The following is a 13,492-nucleotide window of genomic DNA, read 5'->3' as shown; positions in this document are numbered from 1 at the left end:
GGCGACTAAGCCAGGTACCCGGTGAGTGAGGCGGTGGGGGCGAAACCCGTCGCCGCGATCTTCGAGACGTCGAGCACGCTGTACAGCGGGCGGGGCGCCACCGGTGCCGACGCGGACGCGAAGTACTCGGCCGTGGTGACGTCCGCGATGCGCGCCGGGTCGTGCCCGGTGAGCTCGTAGACGGCCCGTGCGACGTCGGCCCAGGAGGTCGGCTCGCCATCCCCGGTCAGGTTGTAGGTGCCGTATTCGGCGCTCGTCTCCAGCAGGTGCCGGATGCCGCGGGCGATGTCGGTCGTGAAGGTCAGCCGTCCGACCTGGTCGCCGACCACCCTGGGGTCCACGCCGCGTTCGGCGAGGGAGGCCATCGTGCGGACGAAGTTCTTGCCTTCTCCGATGACCCAGGAGGTGCGGACGATGTAGTGGCGCGGGACCGCCGAGACGATGGCGTCCGCCGCAGCCTTGGTCTGACCGTAGACGCCCAGCGGCGCCACCGGCTCGTCTTCCCGGTACGGCGCGGATGCGGCGCCGTCGAAGACGTAGTCGCTGGAGACGTGCACGAGGGTGATGCCGTTCGCCGTCGCGATGCGGGCGAGCTGGGCGACGGCGGTGACGTTTCCCGCCCAGGCACCCGCCCGGTCGGTCTCTGCCGCGTCGACGGCCGTGAAGGCCGCTGCGTTGATGATCGTGCCGTAGTCACGCCAGCGGCGGGCCGTGGTGAGGTCGCCGGTGAGGTCGAGGTCGCTGCGGGTCGCGAACTCGACGCTCGGGTCGCCCTCGTACTCGGCGCGCAGGGCGAGGCCGAGCTGGCCGCCGGCGCCGACGACGAGGGTCTTCTTCGGCGGGATCGGCACGACGTCCGCCAAACGGGGGTGCGCGAGATCCTTCGCGGAGATCTCGACCTCGGCGAGCGGGATCGGCCACGCGATCGCGGCGGTCTCGTCGGCGAGGTTCAGGAACGAGTACGACGCGTCCGGAGACCAGTGGTCGTTCACGAGGTACGTGTACGCCGTGTCGGGCTCGAGGGTCTGATACGAGTTGCCCACGCCGCGCGGCACGAAGATCGCCCGGGACGGATCGATCTCCGCGGTGAACACGGCGCCGAAGGTCGGTCCTTCGCGCAGGTCCACCCACGCACCGAAGATCCGTCCCGTGGCGACGGAGACCCACTTGTCCCAGGGTTCCGCGTGGATGCCGCGGGTGGTGCCGACGGCGTCGTTGAAGGAGATGTTGTTCTGCACCGGACCGAAGTCGGGGAGCCCGGCCGCGGTCATCTTCTCGCGCTGCCAGTTCTCCTTGAACCAGCCGCGGCTGTCGCCGTGCACGGGAAGGTCCCAGATGGTGAGACCCGGGATGGGGGTCGGGGAGGGCTGGAGGGCCTTGGAGAACTCCGTCACGCTCACTGTCCCTTCGAGGCGTAGAACGCCTCCACGCCATCCTTGGCGGGTGCCCACCAGGCTTCGTTGGCTCGGTACCAGTCGATCGTCGCGGCGAGTCCCGCTTCGAAGTCCTGGAAGCTGGGCGTCCAGCCGAGCTCGGTGCGGAGCTTGGTCGAGTCGATGGCGTACCGCAGGTCGTGACCGGCACGGTCGGTGACGTGGTCGTACGCGTCGGGCTCGTGTCCCATCAGCTGGAGGATCAGTTCGACGACGGTCTTGTTGTCCTTCTCGCCGTCGGCGCCGATGAGGTAGGTCTCCCCGATCTCGCCCTTGTCGAGGATGGTGAGAACGGCGGAGGAGTGGTCGTCGGCGTGGATCCAGTCGCGGACGTTCTCGCCCTTGCCGTAGAGCTTGGGACGGATGCCGCGGATCGCGTTGGTGATCTGGCGGGGGATGAACTTCTCGACGTGCTGGTACGGGCCGTAGTTGTTCGAGCAGTTGCTGATCGTCGCGCGGACCCCGAACGAGCGGACCCAGGCGCGGACGAGGAGGTCGCTGCCGGCTTTGGTCGACGAGTAGGGCGACGACGGGTTGTACGGGGTGTTCTCGGTGAACCGCGCGGGGTCGTCGAGCTCAAGGTCGCCGTACACCTCGTCGGTGGAGATGTGGTGCAGCCGGGTGTCGTACTTGCGGGCCGCCTCGAGCAGCGTGTACGTCCCGATGATGTTCGTGTCGAGGAACGGCCGCGGGTCGTGGAGCGAGTTGTCGTTGTGCGACTCGGCGGCGTAGTGCACCACGGCATCCGCCTTCGCGAACAGCGAATCGACCAGCTCGGCGTCGGCGATGTCGCCGACGACCAGGTTCACACGATCCTCCGGGAGGCCCGCGAGGGACGCCTCGTTGCCGGCGTAGGTGAGTTTGTCGAGCGCCGTGACGGTGTGGTCGGTGTGCGCCACGACGTGGTGCACGAAGTTCGATCCGATGAAGCCGGCGCCGCCGGTGACAAGAAGGTGGGACATGTTCACAGGCCTCGTTCCAGCGTTTCCAACAGGTAGCGGCCGTAGCCGCTCTTGACGAGCTTCTCAGCCCGCTCCCTCAGTTCCTCGTCCGAGAGGAAGCCCTGTCGCCAGGCGACCTCCTCCGGCACACCGATGCGCAGACCCGTCCGACGTTCCATCGTGCGGACGTACTCGCCCGCGTCGAGCATCTGGTCGAACGTGCCGGTGTCGAGCCACGCCGTGCCGCGCGGAAGGACCTCGACCTGCAGCTTGCCCGCCTCGAGGTACGCCTTGTTGATGTCGGTGATCTCGTATTCCCCCCGGGGCGAGGGCGCGAGACCGCGGGCGATCTCGACGACGTCGTTGTCGTAGAAGTAGAGGCCAGGCACGGCGTAGTTGCTCTTCGGCTCAGCGGGCTTCTCTTCGAGCGAGATGGCGCGACCGTCGGCATCGAACTCGACGACACCGTACGCGCTGGGTTCTGCGACGTAGTACGCGAACACCGCACCACCGTCGACGTCGGCGTAACGCTTCAGCTGCGCGCCGAGCCCCGGACCGTAGAGCAGGTTGTCACCCAAGACCAAGGCGACCTTGTCCTCACCGATGTGGTCCGCGCCGATCGTGAACGCCTGCGCCAGACCATCCGGCGACGGCTGCTGCGCGAACGTCAGGTTGATGCCGAACTTCGACCCGTCCCCCAGCAGGCGCTCGAAGTGCTCCGCGTCATGCGGGGTCGTGATGATGAGGATGTCGCGGATGCCCGCGAGCATCAACGTCGACAACGGGTAGTACACCATCGGCTTGTCGAACACCGGAATGAGCTGCTTGGAAACACCGAGCGTGATCGGGTGCAGCCGCGTCCCCGAACCCCCCGCGAGAATGATGCCCTTCATGCGCCTATCGTCCCACACGGCCCATGGGTGCCCCGACGGTGGCGCTCCTCGGCGGGTTCGGCCCGCTCGCCTAAAGTGGTGGCGTGCTGAAGGTCTCCGTCATCATCCCCACCTATCAGACGCCGCAGGACGGTCTGGCCGGTCTCATCGCATCCCTCGATGCCCAGACGATGTCTCGGCGCGACTTCGAGGTGATCTTCGTGGACGACGGCTCGCCCGATGACACCGTGACCCGCTTGCGGGAGGTAGCCCGCACGCGTCCCCACATCTCCGTCGAGGTGATCGAGAACTCCGGGTGGCCGTCGCGCCCCCGCAACGTCGGCATCGACAAGGCCCGCGGTGAGTTCGTCGCCTTCATGGACCACGATGACCAGATCTACCCCGACGGGCTGCGAGCGGCGTACGAGTTCGCCGTCGCGAACGGCTCGGACGTCGTCAACGGCAAGGAATCGCGCACCGATGCACCCGCGTGGGGCATCGGCGTCTACGAGGCCGACGACGCACAGGTGATCGGTTCGACGGCCCGTCATCCGCTCCTGCCGATGAACCCGCACAAGCTGTACCGTCGCCGCTTCCTTCTCGAGAACGGCATCCGGTTCCCGGAGGGACGCCGCGTGCTGTGGGAGGACATCTTCTTCAACCTGCAGGTGAGCCGTGACGCGAAGGTCATCTCGACGCTCTCCAGCGTTCCCTACTACCACTGGGTCACCACGGAGGGGAGCGGGTCGACGACGTTCATCAAGTCGGCCGATGACTACTGGCACTGGCTGCGGCGGGTCTGCGAGGAGACCGACAGCGTGCTCGCGGGGGAGGAGCACCGCCTCCAGCGCGAGCAGCTCAACTATCACCAGTACTCCACGCGGATCGTGGGGGTCTTCGACCTCGCCTACACGAAGCGGTCGGAGCGGAACCGGAAGTTCATCTTCGACCACTCGCGTTCGCTGCAGCAGGACTTCGGGTATTCCCGGCTCGACGACCGGCTGCCGTCGTCGCGGAGGATTCGCGCGCACCTTCTCGAGACGGGTCGCCAGGACCTGATGGAAACGGTGTGCTCGGCGGATGCCGCGGTGCCCGGCTGGGGGAGGGCCCGGGCGATCCAGTGGCGTGAAGGCGTGCTCCACATCGAGGCCGACGTGCAGTGGTCGGATTCGGCGGGCCGGGTGCCGGCGCTGGTCCGCTCGGGCGAGCGCATCGTCAAGGCGCTCCCCGAGGAGGTCGCAGCGGCGATCCCCGAGGCGCTCGCCGATGTGACCGACGAGATCGCCGCCGTCGAACTCGGCATGTTCGTCCACGGACGTCGTTCCCGGGTCGCATGGAGCCTCCCCGCCACCGGCACCGTAACGACGGAGGACGCCGAGGACGGAACCGTCACGATGTCGGCATCCGTCTCCGGCACGCTCGACCCGATGACGGCCGCCTTCGGCGCGCCGCTGGACACCGCCACGCACTGGGACATCAACATCCACACGCGGTTCGGCAGCGGCGCCACCGATCGGAGCATGCGGACCGACATCCCCGCCTCGGCGACCATCACCCAGAATCGGCTGCACCTCATCTATCCCAACGACGGTGGCAGCGCCACGCTCATCCCCGGCGGGCAGCGCGAGGCGGTTCGACGTCTCGCGCCGGTGTCCGTGGACGTCCGCCACCGCGGGGGTCTCCGCCTCGTGCTGTCGGGAACGCACGATGGACAGGGCGCCGTGGACACCGTCGTCGGCGTGTGGGACGAGGGGAAGAACACGTTCACCGACCGCCCCGCGACGATCTCCCTCGATGCGGACGGGACGGCGCACCTTCAGATCGCGGGCCTCCACGGTGAGTCCGCCGAGATCCGCGTCGGTGACCGAACGCCCGGTGGACCTGCCGCCTGGATCGTCCGGCTCGACGGCACCGACACCACTCCGCGGCGCAGCACCCGCGAGAAGCCGGCCGCTGCACCGTCGGCCGCACCGACGGCTGTCCCGCCGCCCACGCCCGCCCCGCTGCCACTGTGGAAGCGGGCCCGGCGGAAGGTCGGACGGGTCCTGCGCCGCTGGGGTCTGCGATGACCGGCATCCGGCGGTCGTCGAGGGTCGTGCCGTAGGATCGGCAGAATGCCCGACCATGCAGCCGGTGATGCCCGTTCCGCGTCCGCGCGCGCCGTCCGAGTGACCGGGAGCGCCGTCGTCAACGGTGATCTCGCGGAGATCCTCTCGGCGCCTCTGCCGTGGGGCGACCTGGCAGGGAAGACCGTTCTCGTCACCGGTGCCGCAGGCATGATCCCGGCCTACGCCGTGTACACACTGCTCGCGCTGAACGACCGGCATGCCGCGGGGATCACCGTCCTCGGACTCGTCCGCGACGTGGCGAAGGCGCGACGCACGTTCGGTGCCGTTGCAGACCGTCCCGATTTCGAGCTCATCCCGGGTGATGTGCAGCAGGAGATCGACCTGGGTCGCACGGTCGACATGGTCATTCACGGAGCCTCGCCCGCACGGCCCGCGCTCCACGCGGCGAGCCCCGTCGACACGATCCGAGCGAACGTCGTCGGAGCTTTCGGCTTGCTCGATCTCTGCGTCCGCTCCGGCGGGGCGCACTTCGTCCTGATGTCGTCTGCCGAGGTCTACGGACACCGGGCAGACGACGGCTCGCTCGTGCGCGAGGACGAGTACGGCTCCGTCGACATCCTCAATCCGCGCGCCTGCTACACCGAGGGCAAGCGTGCCGCCGAGACGATCGCGGTGAGCTATCACGCCCAGCATGGCGTCTCCGTGACGATCGCTCGATTCGGTCACATCTACGGCCCCGGCATGGCGCTCGATGACGGCCGTGTCCAAGCGGATTTCACCGCTGACGTCCTGAACGGCCGTGACATCACCCTCAACAGCGACGGCAGCGCGCGACGCACGTACACCTACCTCGGCGACGCGATCGCGGGGATGTTCACCGCCATCCTGCAAGGGGAGCCGACGGCCTACAACATCTCGGACCGGGACGGCTTCATCAGCATCCGGCAGCTCGCCGAGACCTTCACGCAGGCGCGGCCCGAGGCAGGCCTCAAGGTGCGCTTCCGCGAGGGCGTCGACGTGAGCGCCTACAACCCGGTCAAGGGGCAGGGGCTCTCCGACGAGCGACTCCGCGCCCTGGGCTGGGCGCCTCGCGCCGGCCTCGCGGCGGGTGTCTCGCGCACGATCGCCTGGCACGAGGAGCGTCGCGCGTGAGCGCGCCGACCGATCCCGGGCGCGGCGCCGCGGCATCCGGTCCGCTGGCACGCCTGACGCAGGCGCTCCGTCGTCGTCCCGCGGTGCGCGGCGGTGAGCCCGTCCTCCTTCCGCTCGCCGAGCGGGTGTACCCGCCGTATGTCGTGCGGGTGGAGAAGCTCACGTGGGAGCGTGCGCTTTTGACGCTCCGGGTCTCCGTGCAGCAGACCGGCCCGTGGATCCCGCTCGCCCCCGAAGAGGGCCAAGATCCGTTCGCGCCCGTCGAGTTCCGCCTCGTCGACGGCCGCCGCCGGCTTCCGGTGCCCTACACCGATCTCGGCGACGGGCTCTACGACCTCACCATCAACGTCCCGACCTTCCTCGCGCGTCAGGCGATCCCCAATGGCACCTGGCGCGTCGTCCTGTTCGCCCACGGTGAGCGGACGGCCCCCGCGACCTTCGACGGCGCGGCGCTCGCCGAACTCGATGACGCCGCACGCGTGTTCCTCTACGAGGGCAACCGGTCGGTGGTCACCGCGTCGTTCGGCATCGCGGAGAACGCGGTCGACCTGGAACGCCTCGACTTCCTGATGCGCACGTACCACCTCTTCCGCGAGCGCGCGAAGCCCAAGAAGCGGCGACCGTTCAAGAGGGTGAAGACCCTGCTGCTCGGCGACCGGGCCAAGCAGCGGTACGCCGGCTGGATCCACGGCGCCATCACGCGCACCGTGGGGGTCAAGCCCGGCCGCATCCTCTTCGCGTCCGATCAGCGCCTGTCCATCGAAGGCAACCTCCTCAGGGTGCAGGAACGCCTCCGAGAGCGCGGACTCGCCGACCGCTTCGACATGAAGTACTCGTTCCGGCTGCCGCGATCGGGCGGCTGGGGGACGACCATCCGGATCCTGTACCTGCTCGCGACGAGCGAGATCGTCCTCCTCGACGACTACTTCGGCATCCTGAAGAGCATCACGCTGAACCCCCGCACCCGGGTCATCCAGCTGTGGCACGCCGGCAGCGGGTTCAAGTCGGTGGGGTACAGCCGCTTCGGCAACCTCGGGTCGCCCAAGCTCTGGCATCCGCACCGGCAGTACACCTACGCCATCACCGGCTCGGAGCATCTGCGTCACGTCTATGCGGAGGCCTTCGGGATCGAGGAGGCGGCGGTCATCCCGACCGGCCTCCCGCGCGTGGACTGGTTCCTCGATCCGGTGCGTCGCGACGACTTCCTGCAGCGCTTCGCCGCGGACTTCCCCCAGATCGCCGGCAAACGGGTCGTGCTGTTCGCCCCGACCTTCCGCGGCCGCTCGATCTACACGGCGTTCTACGACTACGAGCAGATCGACTGGGCGGGACTGGCCGATGTCTGCGGCGACGACACCGTCGTGCTCTTCCGCATGCACCACTTCGTCAAGGAGCCGATCGAGATCCCCGAGCAGTATCGGGATCGGTTCTTCGACTTCACCCACTACCGCGACGGACTCAACCTCCTGCACGCGGTCGACGTCCTCATCACCGACTACTCGTCGATCATCTACGAGTTCTCGCTGCTCGACCGGCCGATGCTGTTCTTCGCGCCCGACCGCGTCAACTACGCAGCGACCCGCGGGTTCCACCGAGACTACGCCGAGACGGCGCCCGGCCGGGTGGCCTCGACGTTCGATGAGGTGCTCGACGCGCTCCGGACCGGCGAGTTCGAGCAGGAGAAGGTGGCCGCCTTCCGCGCCCAGAACTTCGACCGGGTGGACACCGGCGCCGCCGACCGCGTCATCGACTGGCTGATCCTGGGGCGGCCGGAGACCGAGGCCAGTAGCGCCGCGGCGGCGACCGAGGAGCAGACCGACGTCGACACCGAGTCGTCGGAGACCGACATCCCAGAAGAGGAGATCGCGTGAACATCGCCATCATTTTCGCCGGCGGCATCGGATCCCGCATGACCTCCGCGACGCTGCCGAAGCAGTTCCTGGAGATCCACGGCACGCCCCTCATCGTGCACACGATCCAGCACTTCCAGGACCACCCTCAGATCGACCGGATCGCGGTGTCGATCCTCCCCGAGTGGCGGGACCGGTTCGCGCGCCTCGTCGCCCGTTACGAGCTGACCAAGGTGAACTGGATCGTCGACGGCGGTGCGACCGGCCAGGAATCGCGGCACCGCGCCCTGCGCGCCGTCGCGAACGAGGCGCCCGGTGACACCGTGGTGCTCCTCCACGACGGCGTGCGCCCCCTCATCAACGCCGACGTCATCACCGCGAACATCGAGACGGTGAAGACGCGGGGACCGGCCATCACGAGCACGAAGTTCAACGAGACGATCATCGCCTCGACCGAGGGCGTCGTGGACGACGTCATCCCGCGCGACCTGCTCTACGTCGCCCAGGCGCCGCAGAGCGCGACGCTGGAGACGGCGCTCGGTGTCTACGACCAGGCCGTCGCCGAGGGCGAGCACGACTCCATCGACACCTGCAGCTTGCTGCGCCGCTACGGACACACCCTCTACCGGGTCGACGGCCCGCGGTCGAACATCAAGATCACGACGGCGGAGGACTACTACATCTGCCGCGCGTTCTTCGACGTGCTCGAGCGCAACCAGATCGGCGGCTGAGCCCGCCGAGCGGCGCTGTCTCGCGGCATCCGCGCTCGGGCGAGCGCCCCGCGATCAGCTCGGGTTCAGGTCGCGCATCGCGGCGACCTGAACGGTCACGATCTGACCGGTCAGATCGGATGCCGCCACGTTGAGCGTCACGCGCGCGACGTCGGCGGGGTCGAGGAGCGTCTCCACCGGCTCGTCGCCGAACGCCTGCGTGCGCATCGGGGTGCGGGTGCGCTGCGGGTTGATGCAGTTGATGCGCACGCCGTCGGCCTCCCACTCCTCGGCCAGGGCCTGCGTGAGGTTGACGACACCGGCCTTGGTCGCGGAGTAGGCGCTGTACCCGGCGCGGCCGCGCGTGTACGAGCTGGAGGTGAACAGGACCACCTGGCCCCCGGTCTCGCGCAGGTGGGGGTGGGCCTCGCGGGCGACGATGGCGGGGGCGATGAGGTTCACCTGGATGGTGTCCTTCAGGTCGCGCTTCGGGCTCTCCACGAGGGGGGCGATGCGGAGGACTCCCGCCGTCACGATGACGACGTCGATCCGGCCGACGTCCTTCTTGACGCTCGCAAGAGCCTTCCGGACGGCTTTCGCGGAACGGACGTCGGTGCCGGTGGAGGAGCGGCTGAACTCGCTCACGACGGCGCCTGCGGCGCGGGCCTGCGCGACGATGCTCTCGCCGATCCCGTAGCTGCCGCCGAAGACGACGATGCTCTTGCCGTCGAGGTCGGGGATCGAGGTCATGCTCTCGAGCGACAGGCTCGCCGACTGCAGCTGGAACAGCTTGTCGGCGATGTGGACATCGATGGGCTCGGTCACCTTCATGTTCTCGGCCGTGCCGTCGACGACGTAGATCGGAACGTCCGGCATGTAGGTGAACACGACGCCGCAGTCGTCGGTCGCCGTGAAGGCGGGGTCGCTGGCGGCGATCTCGTACGCCCGGCGGATGGTGCGCAGGCGGAAGGCCTGCGGAGTCTGTCCACGGCGGAGCAGGGACCGGTTCGGGATGCCGGTGATGATCCGGTCTTCGTTCACCTGGATGATGGTGTCGGCGGAGGGGATCGCGGTGTCGACCGCGTCGTACTCGTCGAGCGCGTTGACGCAGTCCTCGATGATGCGGTCGTCGATGAAGGGGCGCACGGCGTCGTGGAAGAGGACCTTGGTGTCATCTCCCTCGAGTGCGGCGATCGCCAGCTTCGTGGTGTCGTTGCGGGTCTCGCCGCCGGGGAGGATCCGGGAGAGCTTGGGGAAGCGGCCGCTGCGCAGAAGGTGCTCCAGCTCGTCGAGAGCGGCGGCGTTCATCATGATGATGATCTCGTCGATCAGTGGGCTCGCCTCGAGGGCTTCCAGGGTGTGCTCGACGATCGCCTTGCCGGCGATCTTGATGAGCTGCTTCGGGATGCCCAGGCCGACGCGGACGCCGATGCCACCGGCCAAAACGACGGCGACGGTGCGCGGTGTGCTCACAGGGTGACTCCTCGGGGATGGTGCGCCGGAGGGGGCGCCTCCGCACCGCAATCCTACGTGGGGCTTCCCGGGGAGAACGGGAGTGCCAGGCGGGGGAGGATGAGCGCCGCGATGGCGTCCGCGCACACGGTCGCCCCGGGTGCGGGAGCCGGGTCTCCGGGCACGGTGACCCACCGCCGCGCGAAGCGGATGGCGGTGTCTGCGTCGGCGCGCCGCTCGCGCACGGCCTCGGCGAGTTCGCTCACCGTACGCAGGATCGGCCCCGGGAGATCCGCACGGTAATCGAGGTAGAAATCGCGCGAAGCGAGGTAGTCATCCAGGTCCGGTGCCAGGAAATAGCTCGGGATGCCGAGGATCGCCGCCTCGTAGAGCGCGGAGGAGTAGTCGGTGATGAAGATGTCGGCGACGGAGAGTAGCTCCTGCGTGCTGAAACCGGGCGCGGTGTCGAGATCGCCGAGGTCGCCGTGCATGAGGGGGTGGAGCTTCACCACCGTGTGGACGCCGACGGCGTGCAGCGCGTCGCTGAGCGCGGCGACGTCGACGGTCATGGTGCCGTCGAGGCGGAAGGTCGGCGCGAAGACGGCGATGGTGCGGCCGTACAGGTGCGGGTGGCGCTCGTAGATGCGCTCCCGGGTACCCTCGCGACGCTCCGGATCGCGCAGCCGATCGACGCGGGGGAGAGGGGCCACCGCGATGCGGCTCGGCGGCGTGCCGAACGCCTCGGCGTAGGGCGCCCGGCAGTCCTCCGCGCTCGCGAGCACGATGTCGTAGCCGGCGTGCATGCGCATCGCCTCGGCCAGTCGCGCGTCGCGACCCTCGGCCTGGCCGAGGATGCTGAGGCCGAACTTCTTGAACGCGCCGAGCGCGTGCCAGATCTGCACGACGGTGAGGTCGGACTTGTGGGTGAGGACGCTCGCGACGATGGCGTAGGTGTCGACGACGAGCACCCGGGCGGTCGCCACATGGTAGAGCTGCACCAGCATGTGGAGCACGTAGCCGGCCTTCGCGATGATCCCCGGCGGCACCATCTTCACGAGGGAGACGACCTCGACGCCCGGGTCGGCGCGGCCGATCGCGGCGCGGAGGTCGGCGAAGTCCTCCGGTTCGGTGGGATGCTCGCGGCTGATCATCACGACTTTGCGCCGGGTGGGGAGCAGTTTGAGAGGGGCGTACACCGCCGTGAGGGACGCGCGGGTGAGGGCGGCGACGGCGATCTGGGCCCAGGCTGCACCGCGGACGCGGGTGGGCTCGGGGGTGCCTCCGGCGGCCACGGGATCGGCGGTCACCTCGACGCGGCGGCGCAGGATGACCTCCCGGACGATGCGCTCGCTCGAGCGCCCGTCGCACGCCGACATGAACCGCTCCCGGAAGGCGGCGGCGAGCGGCCCCACCTCCGCGGTGCGGACGGCCTCGGCCAGCTTCTCGCCCTCGGTCACGAGGGGACCGGCCAGGTACTCCTCGAAGGGGCGGTAGAAGTCCCGGTCGGCGGTGTACGTCTCCAGGTCCGGGCAGAAGAACACGATGGGCCGGTCGAGCAGTGCGTACTCGAAGATCGCCGAGGAGTAGTCCGTGATCAGCACGTCTGCGGCCATCAGGAGGTCGTTCAGCTCGCGCTCGTGGGAGACATCGATGAGACGGGGATGCCGCGGCATCCGATCTGCGACGGGCGGCACGAAGGGGTGCATCTTCACGAGGACGGTCCAGTCCTCGCCGAGGTCGTCGAGGAAGCGTTCCCACGGCACAGCTTCAATGTCGTATCTCGCCGTCAGCTGCCCGTTCCCTCGGAAGGTGGGGGCGAAGACGGCGATCTTCTGCCCGTCCGGGATGCCGTGTCTGGCGCGCACCGAGCGGGCGCTGCGCGCCACACCCTCGGTGTCGAAGAAGACGTCGGTGCGGGGCACACCCAGCGCGTGGACACGCTCGATGTCGATTCCGTAGGCCTCGGCGTAGTCGGCGCGGATGCCCTCGGCGCTCACCGTCGCATCGGTGTAATTCCGATGGGCGAGAGAGCCCGGCAGCGGTCCGCCGGGGAGTCCGACGCGGCTCCAGCCCACCCGCTTGAACGCGCCCGCCGCATGCCAGACCTGGATCAGGCGGGTGTCGGGGCGGATCGTGAGGGCATAGACGACCGGGTAGTAATCGTCGAGCACGATCGATTGGGCGCGCGCCATCTCCCAGGGGAGGCGGATGATCTCCGCGATGGGGCGCCGCGACCCGAGCGAGGGTTTGAAGATCCCGACGATGCGGGCCGTCGGGTCCTGCCGCCGGATCTCGTCCCGCAGGAAGCCGATGTTCCCGGTGAAGTCGCGGCGGGAGTCGGAGAGGAAGAGCACACGACCGGGCTCTACGCGCACCCACCGGACGAGGACAGCGTATGCCAGGAGGTATGGCGCGAACCGCCACTTCTGAAGGAAGGTGTTCCCTCGCAGTCGACTGCGAAGTGCTCGCACCGGAACCTCCATGCCCTCGACGGTATCCCTCGATTCTATGCGGGGTCCTCGGCGGCGCCCGGGGGCAGGTCGCTGACGTCCGCTCGCGCGCGACGCTCCTGCCAGCTCTTTCGCCAGCCCCGCACGAGCGACGCCTGGGTGGCGCAGACCACCAGGAGGAACCACCCGAAGCCTCCGAGGGGAGAAGAGGTGACGACGGAGTCGGCGAGGATCGTGATGATCACGAGGGCCGGCCAGACGTGCACCGTCGAGCGGCGCTCGCTGGCTGTCATCCAGGCCCGGGCCAGTGCGAGACCGGCGAAGGCGAACAGGAGGACGACGCCGACGGTGCCCGCCTGGAGGAGGACATCCATCCAGGCGTTCAAGGCGGAGCGGTGCGGCTGGTCGGTGCTCAGACGGATGTATGAGTACGGGGTCAGGAAGTCGGGCCACGTGCCCACCCAGCCCCACCCCTGCACCGGGCGGACCGCGGCGATGTCGAGGATGGCGTTCCACAGTCGTGACCGGGTGAGGAAGTCGGGTTCCGCGTTCAACCAGTACTC

At 68.8% G+C, this 13,492-nt stretch carries 10 protein-coding genes; 4 read left to right on the top strand and 6 right to left on the bottom strand.

What is annotated here, in order from left to right; translation table 11 throughout:
* Positions 1-5 precede the first annotated feature (5 nt).
* Genes ACHFGS_RS10380 through rfbA form a run of 3 tightly spaced genes read right to left on the bottom strand, consistent with a single transcriptional unit; the run spans position 6 to position 3,267 of the window.
* Entirely contained in the window at positions 6-1,400 is a 1,395-nt protein-coding gene (locus ACHFGS_RS10380) for a sugar nucleotide-binding protein (RefSeq protein WP_394289445.1), read from the bottom strand.
* Positions 1,397-2,395, bottom strand: coding sequence for a dTDP-glucose 4,6-dehydratase (rfbB, locus tag ACHFGS_RS10375; protein ID WP_394279479.1), 999 nt, complete (start codon positions 2,393-2,395; stop codon positions 1,397-1,399). The genes ACHFGS_RS10380 and rfbB overlap by 4 nt, the downstream gene beginning before the upstream one ends.
* 2 nt (positions 2,396-2,397) lie before the next feature.
* Positions 2,398-3,267 (bottom strand): glucose-1-phosphate thymidylyltransferase RfbA, encoded by an 870-nt coding sequence (gene rfbA / locus ACHFGS_RS10370; protein WP_394279478.1) that lies wholly within the window; start codon positions 3,265-3,267, stop codon positions 2,398-2,400.
* Positions 3,268-3,350: 83 nt separating this feature from the next.
* On the opposite strand from rfbA, the gene ACHFGS_RS10365 reads away from it, so the two are divergent.
* From ACHFGS_RS10365 to ACHFGS_RS10350, 4 genes are read left to right on the top strand one after another with little or no spacing between them, the layout of a single operon-like run.
* Complete coding sequence (locus ACHFGS_RS10365; RefSeq protein WP_394279477.1) at positions 3,351-5,315, top strand: glycosyltransferase family 2 protein; 1,965 nt, start codon at positions 3,351-3,353, stop codon at positions 5,313-5,315.
* A 45-nt stretch (positions 5,316-5,360) separates the two neighbouring features.
* The gene (locus tag ACHFGS_RS10360; RefSeq protein ID WP_394279476.1) at positions 5,361-6,467 is read left to right on the top strand and encodes an NAD-dependent epimerase/dehydratase family protein; all 1,107 of its coding nucleotides are present in this window, start codon (positions 5,361-5,363) and stop codon (positions 6,465-6,467) included.
* Complete coding sequence (locus ACHFGS_RS10355; protein WP_394279475.1) at positions 6,464-8,338, top strand: CDP-glycerol glycerophosphotransferase family protein; 1,875 nt, start codon at positions 6,464-6,466, stop codon at positions 8,336-8,338. The genes ACHFGS_RS10360 and ACHFGS_RS10355 overlap by 4 nt, the downstream gene beginning before the upstream one ends.
* Positions 8,335-9,048 (top strand): 2-C-methyl-D-erythritol 4-phosphate cytidylyltransferase, encoded by a 714-nt coding sequence (locus ACHFGS_RS10350; protein ID WP_394279474.1) that lies wholly within the window; start codon positions 8,335-8,337, stop codon positions 9,046-9,048. Before ACHFGS_RS10355 ends, ACHFGS_RS10350 begins: the two co-directional genes overlap by 4 nt.
* A gap of 54 nt (positions 9,049-9,102) precedes the next feature.
* On the opposite strand, the gene ACHFGS_RS10345 is transcribed toward ACHFGS_RS10350, so the two are convergent.
* From ACHFGS_RS10345 to ACHFGS_RS10335, 3 genes are all read right to left on the bottom strand, one after another.
* Positions 9,103-10,500, bottom strand: coding sequence for an SDR family NAD(P)-dependent oxidoreductase (locus tag ACHFGS_RS10345; RefSeq protein ID WP_394279473.1), 1,398 nt, complete (start codon positions 10,498-10,500; stop codon positions 9,103-9,105).
* A gap of 53 nt (positions 10,501-10,553) precedes the next feature.
* Positions 10,554-12,962 (bottom strand): CDP-glycerol glycerophosphotransferase family protein, encoded by a 2,409-nt coding sequence (locus ACHFGS_RS10340; RefSeq protein ID WP_394279472.1) that lies wholly within the window; start codon positions 12,960-12,962, stop codon positions 10,554-10,556.
* 23 nt (positions 12,963-12,985) lie between these two features.
* Positions 12,986-13,492, bottom strand: a 507-nt coding sequence (locus tag ACHFGS_RS10335) for an O-antigen ligase family protein (RefSeq protein WP_394289444.1), incomplete at its 5' end; no start/stop codon positions are given.

It is taken from the genome of Microbacterium sp. (assembly GCF_043427715.1).
Lineage (GTDB): Bacteria > Actinomycetota > Actinomycetes > Actinomycetales > Microbacteriaceae > Microbacterium.
The sequence above is the reverse complement of the archived record's forward strand: the minus strand, read 5'-3'. Positions and strand labels throughout refer to the sequence as shown.

Excerpts from the sequence above, each read along its gene's own strand:
- rfbB (WP_394279479.1), bottom strand. The coding sequence starts at position 2,395 with ATGTCCCACCTTCTTGTCACCGGCGGCGCCGGCTTCATCGGATCGAAC.
- rfbA (WP_394279478.1), bottom strand. The coding sequence starts at position 3,267 with ATGAAGGGCATCATTCTCGCGGGGGGTTCGGGGACGCGGCTGCACCCG.
- ACHFGS_RS10360 (WP_394279476.1), top strand. The coding sequence starts at position 5,361 with ATGCCCGACCATGCAGCCGGTGATGCCCGTTCCGCGTCCGCGCGCGCC.
- ACHFGS_RS10340 (WP_394279472.1), bottom strand. The coding sequence starts at position 12,962 with ATGGAGGTTCCGGTGCGAGCACTTCGCAGTCGACTGCGAGGGAACACC.